This window comes from Aeromonas sp. S2(2024), assembly GCF_041402505.1.
Taxonomy (GTDB): domain Bacteria; phylum Pseudomonadota; class Gammaproteobacteria; order Enterobacterales; family Aeromonadaceae; genus Aeromonas; species Aeromonas media.
The window spans coordinates 241,776-258,864 of sequence record NZ_JBGLRL010000002.1 but is presented as its reverse complement, the minus strand read 5'-3'; the positions used below and the strand labels follow the sequence as shown (position 1 = coordinate 258,864).

Below are 17,089 nucleotides of genomic sequence, written 5' to 3'. Positions count from 1 at the left end.
AACAAGATGTACAAGGGATAGAAATGCATAACGGCGTGATGAAGGCCTGGTTGGAGTCATCTCACCTGGCTGGTGCGAATGCAAGCTACATTGAGGATTTGTACGAATCCTTCCTGGAAAACCCCGACTCCGTGGCCGAAGAGTGGCGCAGCCTGTTTAGCGAGCTGCCCCAGGTCAATGGCCATGCAGTTGAACAACCCCACTCTCAGGTTCGCGACTATTTCCGCCGCCTGGCCAAGGATCCCTCCCGTTACAGCGCGCCCGTTTCCGATCCCCAGGTGGATGCCAAGCAGGTGCGGGTACTGCAGCTGATCAACGCCTTCCGCTTCCGCGGTCACCAGAATGCCAATCTGGATCCCCTCGGCCTCTGGACCCGTGAAACCGTTGCCGAGCTCGACCCGGCATTTCACAACCTGCAGGGCGCAGACATGGATGCCACCTTCAATGTGGGCTCCTACGCCATCGGTCGCGAGACCATGGTGCTCTCCGATCTCTACGCCTCGCTGAAGAAAACCTACTGCGGCAGCATAGGTGCAGACTACATGCACATCACCTCTACCGAGGAGAAGCGCTGGCTGCAAGATCGTCTTGAATCCATCGAAGCCAAGGGCAACTACAGCACCGAGGAGAAGACCCGCTTCCTCGAGAGCCTGACCGCCGCCGAAGGGCTGGAAAAATACCTGGGCGCCAAGTTCCCAGGGGCCAAGCGTTTCTCCCTGGAAGGGGGCGATGCCATGGTGCCCATGCTGAAAGAGCTTATTCGCCGCGCCGGTGAGCAGGGTTGCAAGGAGGCCGTCATCGGCATGGCCCACCGCGGTCGCCTCAACGTGCTGATCAACGTGCTGGGCAAGCGTGCCCAGGATCTGTTCGACGAGTTCGCCGGCAAGCACGGCGAGTCCTGGGGCACAGGGGATGTGAAGTACCACATGGGCTTCTCCTCCGACTTCGCCACCCCGGGCGGCAACGTCCACCTGGCGCTGGCCTTCAACCCGTCCCACCTCGAGATCGTCAACCCCGTGGTCATCGGCTCGGTGCGTGCCCGCATGGACCGTCGCGGTGACAAGGATGGCTCCAGTGTGCTGCCCATCACCATCCACGGTGACTCCGCCATCGCGGGGCAGGGTGTGGTGGCAGAAACCTTCAACATGTCCCTGACCCGTGCCTACGGCGTCGGCGGCACTGTGCGCATCGTCATCAACAACCAGGTGGGTTTCACCACCTCCTATCAACGTGACCTGCGCTCCACCGAATATTGCACCGACATCGCCAAGGCGGTGCAGGCGCCTGTGCTGCACGTCAACGGGGATGACCCGGAAGCCGTGGTGCTGGTGACCCAGATTGCGCTGGATTATCGCAACACCTTCAAACGCGACGTGGTGATCGAGCTGGTCTGCTACCGTCGTCACGGCCACAACGAGGCTGACGAGCCGAGTGCGACCCAGCCGCTGATGTACCAGAAGATCAAGCAGCACCCGACTCCGCGCAAAATATATGCCGATCAGCTGATTGTCGAAGGCACCATCACCCCTGAGCTGGCCACCTCCCTGGTCAACGACTACCGCGATACCCTGGATCGGGGCGAGCGGGTGAGCAAGGAGTGGCGTCCCATGGAGCTTCACTCCGTGGACTGGACCCCTTATCTCGGTCACGACTGGGCCATGGCCTATGACAGCACAGTGCCCATGGATCACCTCAAGTCCCTCGGCGAGCGCATCAGCCAGTACCCGGCGACCCATGTGCTGCAGCGCCAGGTCGAGAAGATCTACGAAGACCGCCGCCTGATGGCCGCCGGCGAGAAGCTGGTTGACTGGGGCTTTGCCGAGACGCTGGCCTACGCCACTCTGGTGGACAAGGGCGCACGCATCCGCTTCACCGGGGAAGATTCCGGCCGTGGCACCTTCTTCCACCGCCACGCCGTGCTGCACAACCAGACCGATGCGAGCACCTACACCCCGTTGTGCAACCTGCACGACGAGCAAGGCCCGTTCGAGATCTACGACTCGGTGCTGACCGAGAACGCGGTACTGGCGTTCGAGTATGGCTACGCCAGCGCCGAGCCGGCCGGTCTGACCATCTGGGAAGCCCAGTTCGGCGACTTCGCCAACTGCGCCCAGGTGGTGGTGGATCAGTTCCTCTCCTCCGGCGAGCAGAAGTGGGGCCGGATGTGCGGTCTGACCATGCTGCTGCCTCACGGTTACGAGGGCCAAGGCCCTGAGCACTCCTCCGCCCGTCTGGAGCGCTATCTGCAGATGTGCGCCCAGCACAACATGCAGGTGTGTGTGCCCTCCACCCCGGCGCAGGTGTTCCACATGCTGCGTCGCCAGGTGGTGCGCCCGATGCGCCGTCCGCTCATCGTGATGACGCCGAAATCCCTGCTGCGCCACCCGCTGGCGGTCAGCAAGCTCGACGAGCTGGCGGAAGGCACCTTCCAGAATGCCATCGGCGAGATCGATGCGCTGGATCCGAAGGGCGTCAAGCGGGTGGTCTTCTGCTCCGGCAAGGTCTACTACGACCTGCTCGATGCCCGTCGCAAGGCCGAGCAGCAAGATGTCGCCCTGGTGCGGATCGAGCAGCTCTACCCCTTCCCGGAAGAGGAAGTACGCGCCATCCTGGCCGACTATGCCCATGTCACCGACTTCGTCTGGTGTCAGGAAGAGCCGCAGAACCAGGGCGCCTGGTACAGCACCCGTCATCACTACGACAGCGTGCTGCCAAGCCATGCCCGTCTGCGTTACGCCGGTCGTCCGGCCTCGGCCTCACCGGCCGTCGGTTACATGTCTGTCCACGCCAAGCAGCAGAAAGCCCTGGTGGAAGACGCGCTGACCCTGGAATAAACGAGTTGTGAAGGGGAGGGGGCTCTGTGCAGCCGACCCTCTCCGTCTCTGGAACAAGCCTGCTGGCCAAGAAGTAACAAGGAACTGATTACATGACTATCGAGATCAAGGTACCGGACCTGCCGGAATCAGTGGCGGACGCCACCATCGCCACCTGGCACAAGAAACCGGGTGATCTGGTTGCCCGTGACGAAGTGCTGGTTGACATCGAAACCGATAAAGTCGTGCTGGAAGTCCCCGCGCCGGAAGCCGGCGTACTGGGTGACATCCTGCAACTGGAAGGCGCCACCGTGCTTTCCCGTCAACTGATCGCCATCCTCAAGGCGGCCCCGGTGGCCGGTGAAGAGACCAAGGAGAAGCCGGTGGACGTGGCGACCGATGACGCTGCCGACGGTTTGAGCCCCTCCGTGCGCCGCCTGGTGGCCGAACACGATATCGACGTGGCCAAGCTGACCGGTACCGGCAAAGGTGGTCGTGTCACTAAGGAAGATGTGGACGCCTTCATCAAGAACCTGAGCAAGCCGGCAGCCCCCGCCGCCGTGGCAGCCGCACCGGTTGCGCCCATCGCCCCCCTGGCTGGTCGCACCGAGAAGCGTGTGCCCATGACCCGTCTGCGCAAACGCATCGCCGAACGTCTGCTGGAGGCCAAGAACACCACCGCCATGCTGACCACCTTCAACGAGATCAACATGGCGCCCATCATGAAGCTGCGCAAGCAGTACGGCGAGATCTTCGAGAAGAAGCACGGCATCAAGCTCGGCTTCATGTCCTTCTACGTGAAGGCGGTGGTGGAATCCCTCAAGCGCTACCCGGAAGTGAACGCGGCGCTGGACGGTGACGACATCGTCTATCACAGCTACTTCGACGTCAGCATCGCCGTCTCCACCCCCCGTGGTCTGGTGACCCCGGTACTGCGTGACTGCGACAACATGAGCCTGGCCGACATCGAGAAGGCCATCAAGGATCTGGCGGGCAAGGGCCGTGACGGCAAGCTGACCGTGGATGAACTGACCGGCGGCAACTTCACCATCACCAACGGCGGTGTGTTCGGCTCCCTGATGTCCACCCCCATCATCAACCCGCCCCAGAGCGCCATCCTGGGGATGCACAAGATCCAGGACAGACCCATGGCCGTCGACGGCAAGGTCGAGATCCTGCCGATGATGTACCTGGCGCTCTCCTACGATCACCGCATCATCGACGGTCGCGAGTCGGTGGGCTTCCTGGTCTCCATCAAGGAGCTGCTGGAAGACCCGACCCGTCTGCTGTTGGATGTCTGAACAAGAGTGACTGAAAGATAACGAGGGGCCGCCCAGGCCCCCATTCACAGGGGATTGAGAAACACGAGCCCCGGACGGAAATACCTACAACACGGATAGAGCATCTATGAATCTGCATGAATATCAGGCAAAACAGCTGTTTGCCGAGTATGGCCTGCCGGTCTCCGAAGGTTATGCCTGCGCTACCCCGCAGGAAGCGGCCGAAGCGGCCGACAAGATTGGCGGCAACACCTGGGTCGTCAAGTGCCAGGTCCACGCCGGTGGGCGTGGCAAGGCGGGCGGCGTCAAGCTGGCCAAGAGCAAGGACGAGATCCGCGCCTTCGCCCAGAACTGGCTCGGCAAGAACCTGGTGACCTATCAGACTGATGCCAACGGCCAGCCGGTCACCAAGATCCTGGTAGAGTCCTGCACCGACATCGCCAAGGAACTGTATCTGGGCGCCGTGGTTGACCGTGGCAGTCGCCGCGTGGTCTTCATGGCCTCCACCGAGGGTGGCGTGGACATCGAGAAGATCGCCCACGAAACTCCGGAACTCATTCACAAGGCGGCCATCGATCCTCTGGTGGGCCCGCAGGCTTATCAGGCCCGCGAGCTGGCCTTCAAGCTGGGTCTGGTCGGCGATCAGATCAAGCAGTTCACCAAGATCTTCATGGGTCTGGGCCAGATGTTCCTGGATTGCGACTTCGCCTTGCTGGAGATCAACCCGCTGGTGATCACCGACAAGGGCAACCTGCACTGCCTGGACGGCAAGATCAACATCGACGCCAATGCCCTCTACCGCCAGCCCAAGCTGCGCGAGATGCACGATCCCTCCCAGGATGACCCCCGCGAAGCGCATGCCGCCCAGTGGGAGCTGAACTATGTGGCCCTCGATGGCAACATCGGCTGCATGGTCAACGGCGCAGGTCTGGCCATGGGCACCATGGACATCGTCAACCTGCACGGCGGTTCACCGGCCAACTTCCTGGACGTCGGCGGCGGTGCCACCAAGGAGCGTGTGACCGAGGCCTTCAAGATCATTCTCTCCGACAGCAAGGTGCAAGCCGTGCTGGTCAACATCTTCGGTGGCATAGTGCGCTGCGACATGATCGCGGAAGGCATTATCGGCGCAGTTAAGGAAGTAGGGGTCAAGGTGCCCGTGGTGGTGCGTCTGGAAGGCAACAATGCCGAACTGGGTGCCCGTAAACTGGCCGACAGCGGCCTCAATATCATCGCCGCAACGAGTCTGACTGACGCAGCTCAGCAAGTGGTTAAAGCAGCGGAGGCCAAATAATGAGCGTTCTGATCAACAAAGACACCAAGGTGATCTGCCAGGGCTTCACCGGCGGTCAGGGTACTTTCCACTCCGAACAGGCGATTGCCTACGGTACCCAGATGGTCGGCGGCGTCTCACCGGGCAAGGGCGGCACCACTCACCTGGGCCTGCCGGTGTTCAACACCGTTCGTGACGCCGTGGAAGCCACCGGCGCCACCGCCTCCGTCATCTATGTTCCGGCCCCGTTCTGCAAGGACGCCATCCTGGAAGCGATCGACGCTGGCATCAAGCTCATCGTCACCATCACCGAAGGCATCCCGACCCTGGACATGTTGCAGGTCAAAGTGAAGCTGCAGGAAACCGGCGTGCGCATGATTGGGCCGAACTGCCCGGGCGTCATCACCCCGGGTGAGTGCAAGATCGGCATCATGCCGGGTCACATCCACAAGCCGGGCAAGGTAGGCATCGTCTCCCGCTCCGGCACCCTGACCTACGAAGCGGTCAAGCAGACCACGGACGAGGGCTTCGGCCAGTCCACCTGCGTCGGCATCGGTGGCGACCCCATCCCGGGTTCCAACTTCATCGACATCCTGGAGATGTTCCAGAACGATCCGAAGACCGAAGCGATTGTGATGATCGGTGAGATCGGCGGCAGTGCCGAGGAAGAAGCCGCAGCCTACATCAAGGCTCACGTCACCAAGCCGGTGGTCTCCTACATCGCGGGCGTCACCGCCCCGGCTGGCAAGCGCATGGGTCATGCGGGCGCCATCATCGCCGGTGGTAAAGGCACGGCCGCAGAGAAATTTGCCGCCCTGGAAGATGCCGGCGTGAAAACCGTGCGCTCCCTGGCCGATATTGGCAAAGCCCTGCGCGAAGTAACTGGCTGGTAAGTTCTTTAGCCTGTTATCTCAGATAGCAAAATGCCGCCCTAGGGTGGCATTTTTTATGAGCGCGGGTTTATGCCGTTTGGTACCCACCGGCATCATGTTCCGTTTGTCGGTTGGTGCCGGTCGGCCGCCGGGTGCCGGAAGAATGGTTCCAGATCCGGTCTGATGAAAGATAACCTGAGGCTTCAGTGAAGTAGGCCCCGGGGAAGCGGCCAGGGCTGTGCACTTAATCTGTTAAAACAGACATCTCCTGCTGGTCGTTCTGTGACATGGTGGCAGCAAAGTTATTGCGACCACCTCCTTTGCCGTAAGCAGGCTCCATTCCTCCTGATGGGAGGGCACCTCCAGCGGCGGGCGCTTCTCCTGGGATCACCGACGAGGAGCAGGACGTGAGCAATAGCGATGCAGCTATTAGCAATGCAAGTTTCAACGTCTTCATGGCAACGTCCTCTGTCCAGCTAATGGGCTGGGCTTGCGAGTAATCAGTTTAGATCTTGTTGCCGGGGCAGAGTGCATCAGCATTGACTCATGTTGTAGCCATTGGAGGCTTTCCGATGAAAATTTTGCATCAATTCAATGACAAGAACATCATGGCAAATTTGCCAAAAAATTCGTGGAAGTCGCTAAAGGTGCATTGGTTCTGCTTCTTTCGGCGTCAAAACCAGACCCCTTGGGCAGGGGGCTAATTGGCAGTGGGTGTAGTCCATCTTCCTTGAAAAATCGGACCATAAAGGGTATAACCACGCGCTTTACTGGTCTATTGAGCGAGCCCTTCCATGCAGCGAGTCGAGAAAATGCAGCCAACTCCTTTTTGGCAGGAGAAGACCCTGCAGCAGATGACCATGACGGAGTGGGAGTCACTGTGCGACGGCTGCGGCAAATGCTGCCTGAACAAGCTGATCGACGAGGACACCGAGGAGCTGGTGTTCACCAATGTGGCCTGCAACCTGCTCAATACCAAGACCTGCCAGTGTTCCGACTACGGCAACCGCTTTAAAAAAGAGCCGGACTGCCTGCAGATCACCTTCGACAAGATTGCCGAGTTCGACTGGCTGCCGTCGAGCTGCGCTTACCGCCTGCTGGCAGAGGGGCAGAGCCTGCCTGAGTGGCACCCGCTCATCACCGGCAGCCGCAGCGCCATGCATCAGGCCGGTCAGTCGGTACGCGGCAAGGTGGTGCACGAGGCCCATGCCGGCGACTGGATCGATCACATCATTACCTGGGCCAGTTAAGCCGCAGCCGACAACAGAGTATCCAGATGCCACAGGGGCAGGGGAGTCGGACTCCTCTGCCCCTGTTGCTATGGGTATATAGAACGATCAGTTTTAAGGCCTGATGGCAGTGGAAACACGATGTTGCACTCAGGGGATAGAGCGCGCGCCATCCTCTCTCGGGGTCGCGTGCTGAAGCCGGAGGGTGATAAGAGCGACCGCTTGCCACCATTAAGCCCGCCAGCGCCCGCCAAATCGCTTTTATGACCAGGGGCAGGGGAGTTTACCCCCCCCTCTGCCCCTGCTGTTTTCTGGCGCCTCACAGCGGGACACCAGGCCCCTTTCCTTCACACTGACCCCTCTCCCGAGAGTAAAGAAACCAACCCTGGCGTGCAGGGGCTACGTTGGCTTTGCGGCAGCTAGTCTGACTGCGCTTTTCTGAATGGGAGGTTGGGCAGAGGATGTGTATCTAAAACCGCGGGGGAGAGCGGTGATCGCCAGCAAACAGCCATAAAAAAACCGGCGCCTTGGCGCCGGTTTTTGTTCACCGAGATCCTATTACAGAGAGGCGGTGAAGGTACGGGTGATGACGTCTTGCTGTTGCTCTTTGGTCAAAGAGTTGAAGCGAACGGCATAACCGGATACGCGGATGGTCAACTGCGGATATTTCTCCGGGTTTTCCATGGCGTCCAGCAGCATTTCACGGTTCATCACGTTGACGTTCAGGTGCTGACCACCTTCCAGGTTGGCTTCATGGTGGAAGTAACCATCCATCAGGCCGGCCAGGTTGGCTTTCTGGGCTTCCATGTCTTTGCCCAGGGCGTTCGGCACGATGGAGAAGGTATAGGAGATACCATCTTTGGCGTAAGCGAACGGCAGCTTGGCGACGGAAGTCAGTGACGCAACGGCACCCTTCTGGTCACGACCGTGCATCGGGTTGGCACCCGGGCCGAACGGCGCACCGGAGCGACGGCCATCCGGGGTGTTACCGGTCTTCTTGCCGTACACCACGTTGGAGGTGATGGTCAGCACGGACTGGGTAGCCACGGCACCACGGTAGGTGTTCAGCTTCTGAATTTTCTTCATGAAGCGCTCGACCAGGTCACAGGCGATGTCATCGACGCGAGCGTCGTTGTTACCGAACTGCGGGTACTCGCCGTCGATTTCGAAGTCGATGGCAACGCCATCTTCGTCACGAACCGGCTTGACCTTGGCGTACTTGATGGCAGACAGGGAGTCAGCTGCCACGGACAGACCGGCGATGCCGCACGCCATGGTGCGATAGACGTCACGGTCGTGCAGCGCCATCAGGGAGGCTTCGTAGCTGTACTTGTCGTGCATGTAGTGGATGATGTTCAGGGCAGCCACGTACTGCTTGGCCAGCCAGTCCATGAAGTGATCCAGACGATCCATCACGTCGTTGTAGTCGAGGTACTCGGACTTGACCATTTCGGTTTTCGGGCCGACCTGGATCTTGAGCTTCTCGTCCATGCCGCCGTTGATTGCATACAGCATGGTCTTGGCCAGGTTGGCACGAGCACCGAAGAACTGCATCTGTTTGCCGATGATCATCGGGGACACACAGCAAGCGATGGCGTAGTCATCGTTGTTGAAGTCCGGACGCATCAGGTCATCGTTCTCGTACTGAACGGAAGAGGTCTCGATGGATACCTTGGCGCAGTACTTCTTGAAACCGACCGGCAGCTTCTCGGACCACAGAATGGTCAGGTTCGGCTCAGGGGACGGGCCCATGGTGTACAGGGTGTTCAGCATACGGAAGCTGTTCTTGGTGACCAGGGTACGGCCATCAACGCCCATACCGGCCAGGGTCTCGGTCGCCCACATGGGGTCGCCGGAGAACAGTGAATCGTATTCAGGGGTACGCAGGAAGCGAACCATACGCAGCTTCATGACCATGTGGTCCATCAGCTCCTGGGCTTCTTGCTCGGTCAGCAGGCCTTTCTTCAGGTCACGCTCGATGTACACGTCCAGGAAGCTGGAAGTACGACCGAAGGACATGGCGGCACCGTTCTGGGACTTGACCGCCGCCAGGTAGGCGAAGTAGGTCCACTGCACGGCTTCTTTGGCGGTCTTGGCCGGTACGGAGATGTCGCAGCCATATTTGGCGGCCATCACCTTCATCTGGGCCAGGGCACGGTGCTGCTCGGAGATCTCTTCGCGCAGACGGATGGTGGCTTCCAGGTTGACACCGTTTTCCAGGTCGGCCTGCAGTGACTTGAACTGGGCCAGTTTGTCGGCCATCAGGAAGTCGATACCGTACAGGGCAACACGGCGGTAGTCACCGATGATGCGGCCACGGCCGTAGGCATCCGGCAGACCGGTGATGACGCCGGATTTGCGGCAGTTCAGGATGTCCTTGGTGTAAACGTCGAACACGCCCTGGTTGTGGGTCTTGCGGTACTCGGTGAAGATCTTCTCGACCATGGGGTCAAGTTGACGACCGTAGACTTCGCAAGAGGTCTTGACCATCTTGATACCGCCGTTGGCGATGATGGCGCGCTTGAGCGGCTTGTCAGTCTGCAGACCGACGATTTGCTCCAGGCTCTGATCGATATAGCCGGCATCGTGAGCGGTAATGGTGGAGGGCAGGTCGGTATCAAAATCGACCGGCGCGTGAGTGCGGTTCTCGATCTTGATCCCTTCCATGACCTTGTCCCACAGCTTGGTGGTGGCTTCGGTCGCGCCAGCCAGGAAGGACTCGTCACCTTCATACGGGGTGTAGTTCTTCTGGATGAAGTCACGGGTGTTGACAGAGGTCTGCCATTCACCGGCTGCGAAGCCTTCCCATGCTTTTTGGAACTGTTCGTTAAGTTCTGCCATTTTCATTACCTCTCAAGGTATTTATGTGTCTGCCGCCATCCTTAATGATGGCGACGGAAGATAAACCAGTAAGTCAGACCAACCATGACGCCGCCACCAATGATATTACCAAGGGTGACCGGAATGAGGTTGTTTAGGACGAAGTTGGATACGGTCAGATCGGCGAACGATGCCGGGTCCTGGCCGATGGCCTGCCAGAATTCCGGGCCTGCTACCGCATGGATGGCGATGCCGACCGGGATCATAAACATGTTTGCGATGCTGTGCTCAAAGCCGGAGGCCACGAACATGGCGACGGGGAGCAGCATCACCATCACCTTGTCGGTGGCAGTGCGGGCGCCGAACGCCATCCACACGGCGAGACACACCATGAGGTTGCAGAGGATGCCGAGCGCCAGGGCTTCTAAGAAGGTGTGATGGATCTTGTGCTGGGCCACTTTCATGGCGTTCAGCCCCCACTGACCATCCGCCGCCGTGTACTCGGCCGACATGATGATGAGGGCGACTATGATGAGCCCGCCGATGAGGTTGCCGAAGTAGACCAGACCCCAGTTCTTGAGCAGCTGAGTCCAGCTGATGCGGTTGGCTGCCTTGGCCACCAGGGTCAGGGTGGTGGAAGTAAACAACTCGGCGCCGAGCAGTACGCACAGAATGAGACCGAGGGAGAAACAGAGGCCGCCGACCAGCTTGGACATTCCCCAGGCCATGCCGCTCGATCCCGTGGTGACGGTGATATAGAACACGAATGCGATGGCGATGAAAGCGCCAGCCGTGATGGCCAGAGGAATGACCTTGTGGGCGGGCTTGGTGGCCTTGGCATAGGTGATGTCTTCAGCCAGGGCGGCGATGGCTTCGGGCTTCAGACAATCAAAGGGAGATTCTGCTTTCAATTCTCAGTACCTGCATATTTTGCCTGTGGAAATCATAACAAAGGGGCTGATCCCCAAAATTGACTCCGATCAAGAATTACAGATTGTGAATGTAATTTTACTACAGGTTTTTTATTCATCCGGAAGCTTGACTTTACACCAGGTTTCAGGTGAAACAGAAAGTGGTGTGTTTTTAATTTCATGATTTTTAAGAGTTTATATCTGCTGCATCAAAAAAGGCACTGGCAATGCACCTTTGAGGCCGCCGTGCACGATGAACTTCAAATTGACAACCCCCTAAGAGGTATTTTTTGTTATTTATTTCATCTTTGAGTAGTGGCCAGCAAAAGCGTAGACCATAAAACAGAAGGGGCCATCAGGCCCCTTCGTCACACTGGCATGTCAACGCCATGTATGGATTCGTTTGGCTTTTTGCAGCTTCTCGTAGGCTGCCAGCAGTTTCTGATGCAGGGGGAACTGGGACAGGGATAGATCCGCAGTCTCCAGACCATGGAAGCGTGCCTCGCCGCGGGCATGGGCCCAAGCCTCGGCCAGGGTCTCTTCCCCGAACATGCGGGTGAACACCGGGCGGTACTGCTCTGGATCACGCTCTTCATCCAGGAACAGCTCGACGCAGGCGCGCAGGGCACGGTAGTAGTTCGCGCGATCGGCCGGGAACACCGACTGGTTGAACTCCATGGTCCAGTCGATGAGATCCAGTGCGCTCTCCAGGTCACCTGCGGCCAGGGCCAGCATGGCCTTGAGCTCACCGATCCGCAGGGTATGCAGGGCGGAGCCCTTGGCGGCGGCGAGGCCGAGCAACTCACGGACGCGGGTGCGCTCGTCGTGCCCCTCTTCGTCCAGCTGATCGAACAGCGCCATGTACTGTTCTGCGTTCCACTCCAGGGACGGCAGCGCCAGGATCACTTCCCGCAGGTGGGCACCCATGGTGTTGTTGGCCAGCAGCAGATCCTCGACCGGATAGATGTCGGACATGCCCGGCACCAGGATGCGGCAGGCGTAGACGCCGAGGTGCTCGTAGTCGGCGATGTAGACCGGTTGCTCCAGCTCGTGGAAGATGCCGATCAGGTGATCGAACTCCTGCTGGGAGGTGCCACGGAAGTCCCAGTCGGCAAATTCGAAGTCGGACTCCTGCTTGAACAGATCCCAGCTGATGAGACCGGAGGAGTCAATGAAGTGAGTTTCTAGGTTGTGGTGATCCGCCACCTGCTCGTTGTCGAATGACGGCGGCACGAATACGTCCAGATCCTTCAGGCCACGGCCCTGCAGCAGCTCGGTGACGGTCCGCTCGAACGCCACTTCGAAGCGCGGGTGGGCGCCGAAGGAGGCAAAGCAGGTGCCATTGCTCGGGTTGAGCAGCACCACGCAGATGACCGGATAACGTCCGCCGAGCGAGGCATCGAAGCTGTAGATGGGGAAGCCTTCGGCCTCCAGCGCCTCGATGGAGGCCTTGATGCCGGGATAGCGGGCGATCACCTCGCTCGGGATCTCGGGCAGGCTCAGGGCCTCGGCGATGATCTTGTTCTTCACGTGGCGCTCGAACACCTCGGACAAGCCCTGGGTGCGGGCCTCGGTCTTGGTGTTGCCGGCGCTCATGCCGTTGGAGACATAGAGGTTGCCGATGATGTTCATCGGGATGTAGACGGTCTGATGATCGGACTGGCGCTCGAACGGCAGGGCGACGATGCCACGCTCCTCGTTGCCGGACTGCAGGTCCACCAGCATGTCGGCGGTCACTTCGCCGTCCGGGTTGTAGAACTTGCGGGTGAAGCCGTCGAGCAGACCGGCAGGCAGTTGGTCACCCTGGATGGGGAACCACTTCTCGTTCGGGTAGTGGACGAAGTCACCGTTCGCCACCTGCTCACCCAGATAGAAGTCGGCAAAGAAGTAGTTGGTGGAGAGACGCTCGAAATACTCCCCCAGGGCCGAAGCCAGGGCAGCCTTCTTGCTGGCTCCCTTGCCGTTGGTGAAGCAGAGGGCGCACTCTTTGTCCCGGATGTGCACGGACCAGACGTTGGGCACGGGGTTGAGCCAGGAGGCCTCTTCGATATCAAAGCCCAGGGCCTGCAGCTTGGTCTGGAAGCGTTCGATGGAGTCTTCCAGCGCCGCGTCCTTGCCGGGAATAAAAGTGTGGTCGGTCATCACAATATCCTGATTTTTATTGGCTCATGTTCGGTCGCAGATAATAGCATGAGTGGCGGGAAAAGCGGCCAGGACAATCCCATTCCAGGTGCGGGTCAGGGGGCTGTCGGTGGCCTGAATAGTCTGGGTTATTAGCTCTCCTGAACAACATTAAGAAAAAGTAGTTTTTTTTATGTCATGCCGTCACCCATCATGGGGCCGACTTGTTTCTTCGTGGTGACAAGCATCACGGGCCTGCCTTCCGGGCATGGGTCATTTGGCCTCGTCTGCCGTTATCGCCTGCGCCACTGATCATTTATTGGGAGTTGCTATGCCATTCATGACACCACAGGTTGATGCCAGGGTGACCAGGCTGGCCCCGGGATTCCGGGCCCTGAGCATCCAGGTCGATGCGGCCAGCATCGTCGATCGCAACGTTGGCACACAAGCGCTGGCGCGGGCCTGCCAATCCGTCGCAGCGGGAGGTGCGCCCTGGGCACAGGCGCATCTGTCCGCCTGGGGCGAGGTGTTCAAACGCTTCGGTGCCAAGCCTCAGCGCACCCCCTGTTCGGCACAGGCACTGCTCAAGCGGGTGCAACGCGAGGGCAGCCTGCCCTGCATCGATCCCGTCGTCGATCTCTACAACGCCATCAGCATCGAGTACGCCATCCCCGTCGGTGGGGAGGATCTCACCGCATATGAGGGGTCGCCCCGGCTGATCATTGCCGATGGCACCGAGCTGTTTGACATCATGAAGGAGGGGGCCCCTGCCCACGAGACCCCCGAACCTGGCGAGGTGGTCTGGTGTGATGACAGAGGCGTGACCTGTCGCCGATGGAATTGGCGTCAGGGGACCAGAACCCGGCTCAGCGCCGAGTCCGGGCAGATGTGGTTCATCCTGGAAAGCTTGCCTGAAATGCCGTTGGCGGCGCTGCAGGAGGCCGGTGATCGGCTGGTCGAGGGGTTACGGCAGATGATGCCGGACGCCCGGATAGAGAGCGTGCTGATAGGAAACCCCGACGGGGCATGAGGAAAGCATAATGGCCACCCTGGGTGGCCATTTTTATACGTGATACCGGGGCGTTGCGGGGCCGTATGTCCATCTCGCTATCAGCCGATCAACTTGAGCCCCAGGATACCGCCGATGATCAGCAGCAGGCAAAGCACACGGGCCAGGGTGGCCGGTTCGTTGAACAGCCAGATCCCCATCAGCACGGTACCGACCGCGCCTATGCCGGTCCAGACCGCGTAGGCGGTGCCAAGGGGCAGCTGCTTGACCGCCATGGCGAGCAACAGCACGCTCACCCCCATGGCAGAGAGGGTCAGCAGGGTAGGGAGGGGACGGCTGAAACCGTCGGTGTACTTGAGGCCGATGGCCCAGGCGACCTCGAACAGGCCGGCCAGTAGCAGGAGTAACCAGGGCATATGAGTATTCCAGGCGGGGCAGGGTCGTCCCTGCGAGTCAAGAAGGCCTTGGGGTCGTCCCCAGGGGGCAGTGGTTGCCAGTCGGGCATCATGATGCCTGACCGATGGGGAGTCCGCCAAGCGCGGTGGCCCGAACCCCAGGGTTATTGCGGCAAATGACACAGAATATTGCGCAATTCGACTTGCGCCCGTCGCCACAATCCGTAATGTGGACAGACGCATTAATTACACATCATGCTTGTGGCCAATTTGTGAACGGACCCACATCCGGCAAGGGATCACGGCGTATGAGACTTCATTTTTACAGCAGCTATCCAGGGTAGGACATTATGAAAAAAGTTGGTTTGGTCGGTTGGCGTGGCATGGTAGGTTCGGTACTGATGAGCCGGATGCAGGAAGAGAAGGATTTTGCCCGCATTCAACCCACCTTCTTCACCACCTCCCAGGCCGGTGAGGCCGCCCCCAATTTCGGCGTCGATGCCGGCACCTTGCAGGACGCCTTCGATCTCGAGGCGCTGGCCGCGCAGGAGATCATCATCACGGCTCAGGGTGGCGACTACACCAAGGATGTCTATCCCCGTCTGCTGGCCGCCGGCTGGCAGGGTTACTGGATTGATGCCGCCTCCTCCCTGCGTATGGAGAAGGACGCCGTCATTATCCTGGATCCGGTCAACGGCGACGTGATCGACGAGGCGCTGGACAAGGGGATCAAGACCTTCGTCGGCGGCAACTGCACCGTCAGCCTGATGCTGCTGGCTCTGGGTGGCCTGTTCAAGGCCGATCTGGTGGAGTGGGTGAGCGTGGCCACTTATCAGGCCGCATCGGGCGGTGGCGCGCGCCACATGCGCGAGCTGGTCACCCAGATGGGGCTGCTGCGCGACGAAGTGGCGGTAGAGCTGGCAGATCCTGCCTCCGCCATCCTCGACATCGAGCGCAAGATCACCGAGAAGACCCGCTCCGGCACCCTGCCGGTGGACAACTTCGGTGTGCCGCTGGCCGGTGGCCTCATCCCCTGGATCGACACCAAGCTCGACAACGGTCAGAGCCGTGAAGAGTGGAAGGGCCAGGCCGAGACCAACAAGATCCTCGGTATCGAGAACGCCGCCATTCCGGTGGATGGTCTGTGCGTGCGCATCGGTGCCCTGCGCTGCCACAGCCAGGCCTTCACCATCAAGCTGAAGAAAGATGTGCCGCTCCCCGAAATCGAGGCCCTGCTGGCCGCCCACAACGACTGGGTCAAGGTGATCCCCAACGATCGCGACATCACGGCCCGCGAGCTGACCCCGGCTGCTGTTACCGGCACCCTCAGCATTCCGGTAGGCCGTCTGCGCAAGCTCAACATGGGCCCGGAATACCTGGCGGCCTTCACCGTGGGTGACCAGCTGCTGTGGGGCGCCGCCGAGCCGCTGCGCCGCATGCTTAACATCCTGCTGGCGCGCTAACAGGAATAGCTCGCAAGAGCACACAATAAGGAAGGCCTGGCCTTTCTTATTGTGTCGACATATCGAGCGACATAAAAAACGGCATCCTTGCGGGATGCCGTTTTTCAATTTATCCAGTTTGACTCTTACATGTTCTGTGCTTCGTTTGGCACGATGACAGAGGCGTGATTTCCTTTCGGCCCCTGCTGCAGTTCAAAGTTGACTGCCTGACCCGCTTTCAAGGTCTTGTAACCTTCCATTTGAATCGTGGAGTAGTGAGCGAAGATGTCTTCACCACCGCCTTCCGGACAGATAAACCCAAATCCTTTTGCGTTGTTGAACCACTTGACTGTTCCGGTTGCCATACATCTACATCCTTTTATTGATTACCCTGAAGTCGTTGAGTAACCTGCGCCAGCCTTATATAACTAGAGCATCACCCCGTAGCAGACGGGCGCCGATTAGCAAGTAACCAATCTAGTCCAACTTTTAAGCGAGTCAAGAAGTTGTTAACAACCGATGTGATCTGGTTAACAAGTCTATTGACAATCTTGAGCGAGACGGTAGTAATCTAGAGGTACCAAAGCGCAACTATGAGCAAGCAGAAAGAACTCTTTGCTAATGAAGAGATTGCAGAAGCAGAGAAAACGAAGCTGCAACCGCCACCCATGTACAAGGTCGTCTTGAACAACGACGACTACACGCCGATGGAATTCGTGGTGGAGGTGCTGCAAAGGTTCTTTGGTATGGATCTGGAGAAGGCCACTCAGGTCATGCTGAGCGTGCATTATAGTGGTAAGGGAGTCTGCGGCACATTTACCGCCGAGATTGCCGAGACCAAAGTGGTCCAGGTCAACACCTATTCACGTAACAACGAACATCCACTGCTATGTACCATGGAAAAGGCTTGAATCTGATGACTTG

The 17,089-nt window shown here is 59.3% G+C and carries 14 protein-coding genes; 8 read left to right on the top strand and 6 right to left on the bottom strand.

Going from position 1 to position 17,089, the window contains the following annotated elements:
• The first annotated feature begins 23 nt into the window (after positions 1–23).
• The 4 genes from sucA (at position 24) to sucD (ending at position 6,259) form a co-directional block, all read left to right on the top strand.
• Complete coding sequence (gene sucA, locus ACB039_RS03600) at positions 24–2,834, top strand: 2-oxoglutarate dehydrogenase E1 component (RefSeq protein WP_161507265.1); 2,811 nt, start codon at positions 24–26, stop codon at positions 2,832–2,834.
• A gap of 92 nt (positions 2,835–2,926) precedes the next feature.
• Entirely contained in the window at positions 2,927–4,114 is a 1,188-nt protein-coding gene (gene odhB, locus ACB039_RS03595; RefSeq protein WP_005326941.1) for a 2-oxoglutarate dehydrogenase complex dihydrolipoyllysine-residue succinyltransferase, read from the top strand.
• 106 nt (positions 4,115–4,220) lie between these two features.
• On the top strand, positions 4,221–5,387 hold the full coding sequence (gene sucC, locus ACB039_RS03590; RefSeq protein ID WP_005326943.1) for an ADP-forming succinate--CoA ligase subunit beta: 1,167 nt from the start codon (positions 4,221–4,223) through the stop codon (positions 5,385–5,387).
• Positions 5,387–6,259: a succinate--CoA ligase subunit alpha gene (sucD, locus tag ACB039_RS03585; RefSeq protein ID WP_042649072.1), complete on the top strand. Its 873-nt coding sequence runs from the start codon at positions 5,387–5,389 to the stop codon at positions 6,257–6,259. The genes sucC and sucD overlap by 1 nt, the downstream gene beginning before the upstream one ends.
• 223 nt (positions 6,260–6,482) lie before the next feature.
• On the opposite strand, the gene ACB039_RS03580 is transcribed toward sucD, so the two are convergent.
• Positions 6,483–6,695, bottom strand: coding sequence for a hypothetical protein (locus ACB039_RS03580; protein ID WP_152565409.1), 213 nt, complete (start codon positions 6,693–6,695; stop codon positions 6,483–6,485).
• Positions 6,696–7,050: 355 nt separating this feature from the next.
• Between ACB039_RS03580 and ACB039_RS03575 the strand changes: the two genes are divergently transcribed.
• Positions 7,051–7,488 carry a YcgN family cysteine cluster protein gene (locus ACB039_RS03575; RefSeq protein ID WP_041205904.1) on the top strand — a complete coding sequence of 146 codons (438 nt, stop codon included), beginning with the start codon at positions 7,051–7,053 and terminating at the stop codon, positions 7,486–7,488.
• Between the two features lie 537 nt (positions 7,489–8,025).
• On the opposite strand, the gene pflB is transcribed toward ACB039_RS03575, so the two are convergent.
• The 3 genes from pflB to ycaO form a co-directional block, all read right to left on the bottom strand.
• Positions 8,026–10,308, bottom strand: a complete 2,283-nt coding sequence (pflB, locus tag ACB039_RS03570; protein WP_371165162.1) for a formate C-acetyltransferase — start codon at positions 10,306–10,308, stop codon at positions 8,026–8,028.
• 41 nt (positions 10,309–10,349) lie between these two features.
• On the bottom strand, positions 10,350–11,198 hold the full coding sequence (gene focA, locus ACB039_RS03565) for a formate transporter FocA (protein ID WP_268420140.1): 849 nt from the start codon (positions 11,196–11,198) through the stop codon (positions 10,350–10,352).
• A gap of 381 nt (positions 11,199–11,579) precedes the next feature.
• Entirely contained in the window at positions 11,580–13,340 is a 1,761-nt protein-coding gene (gene ycaO, locus ACB039_RS03560; RefSeq protein WP_371165161.1) for a 30S ribosomal protein S12 methylthiotransferase accessory factor YcaO, read from the bottom strand.
• Between the two features lie 310 nt (positions 13,341–13,650).
• Between ycaO and ACB039_RS03555 the strand changes: the two genes are divergently transcribed.
• Positions 13,651–14,349: a B3/4 domain-containing protein gene (locus ACB039_RS03555; RefSeq protein WP_371165160.1), complete on the top strand. Its 699-nt coding sequence runs from the start codon at positions 13,651–13,653 to the stop codon at positions 14,347–14,349.
• A gap of 80 nt (positions 14,350–14,429) precedes the next feature.
• Here the strand turns inward: ACB039_RS03555 and sugE are convergent, their stop codons facing one another.
• Positions 14,430–14,744, bottom strand: coding sequence for a quaternary ammonium compound efflux SMR transporter SugE (gene sugE / locus ACB039_RS03550; protein ID WP_043132113.1), 315 nt, complete (start codon positions 14,742–14,744; stop codon positions 14,430–14,432).
• A gap of 329 nt (positions 14,745–15,073) precedes the next feature.
• Here sugE and asd point away from each other — a divergent pair, with 329 nt between their 5' ends.
• The gene (asd, locus tag ACB039_RS03545) at positions 15,074–16,186 is read left to right on the top strand and encodes an aspartate-semialdehyde dehydrogenase (RefSeq protein ID WP_005325413.1); all 1,113 of its coding nucleotides are present in this window, start codon (positions 15,074–15,076) and stop codon (positions 16,184–16,186) included.
• 125 nt (positions 16,187–16,311) lie between these two features.
• Here the strand turns inward: asd and cspD are convergent, their stop codons facing one another.
• Positions 16,312–16,530 carry a cold shock-like protein CspD gene (cspD, locus tag ACB039_RS03540; RefSeq protein WP_005300025.1) on the bottom strand — a complete coding sequence of 73 codons (219 nt, stop codon included), beginning with the start codon at positions 16,528–16,530 and terminating at the stop codon, positions 16,312–16,314.
• Positions 16,531–16,758: 228 nt separating this feature from the next.
• On the opposite strand from cspD, the gene clpS reads away from it, so the two are divergent.
• A complete protein-coding gene (clpS, locus tag ACB039_RS03535; protein WP_005325410.1) occupies positions 16,759–17,076 on the top strand; it encodes an ATP-dependent Clp protease adapter ClpS in 318 nt (105 codons plus the stop codon).
• Positions 17,077–17,089 lie beyond the last annotated feature (13 nt).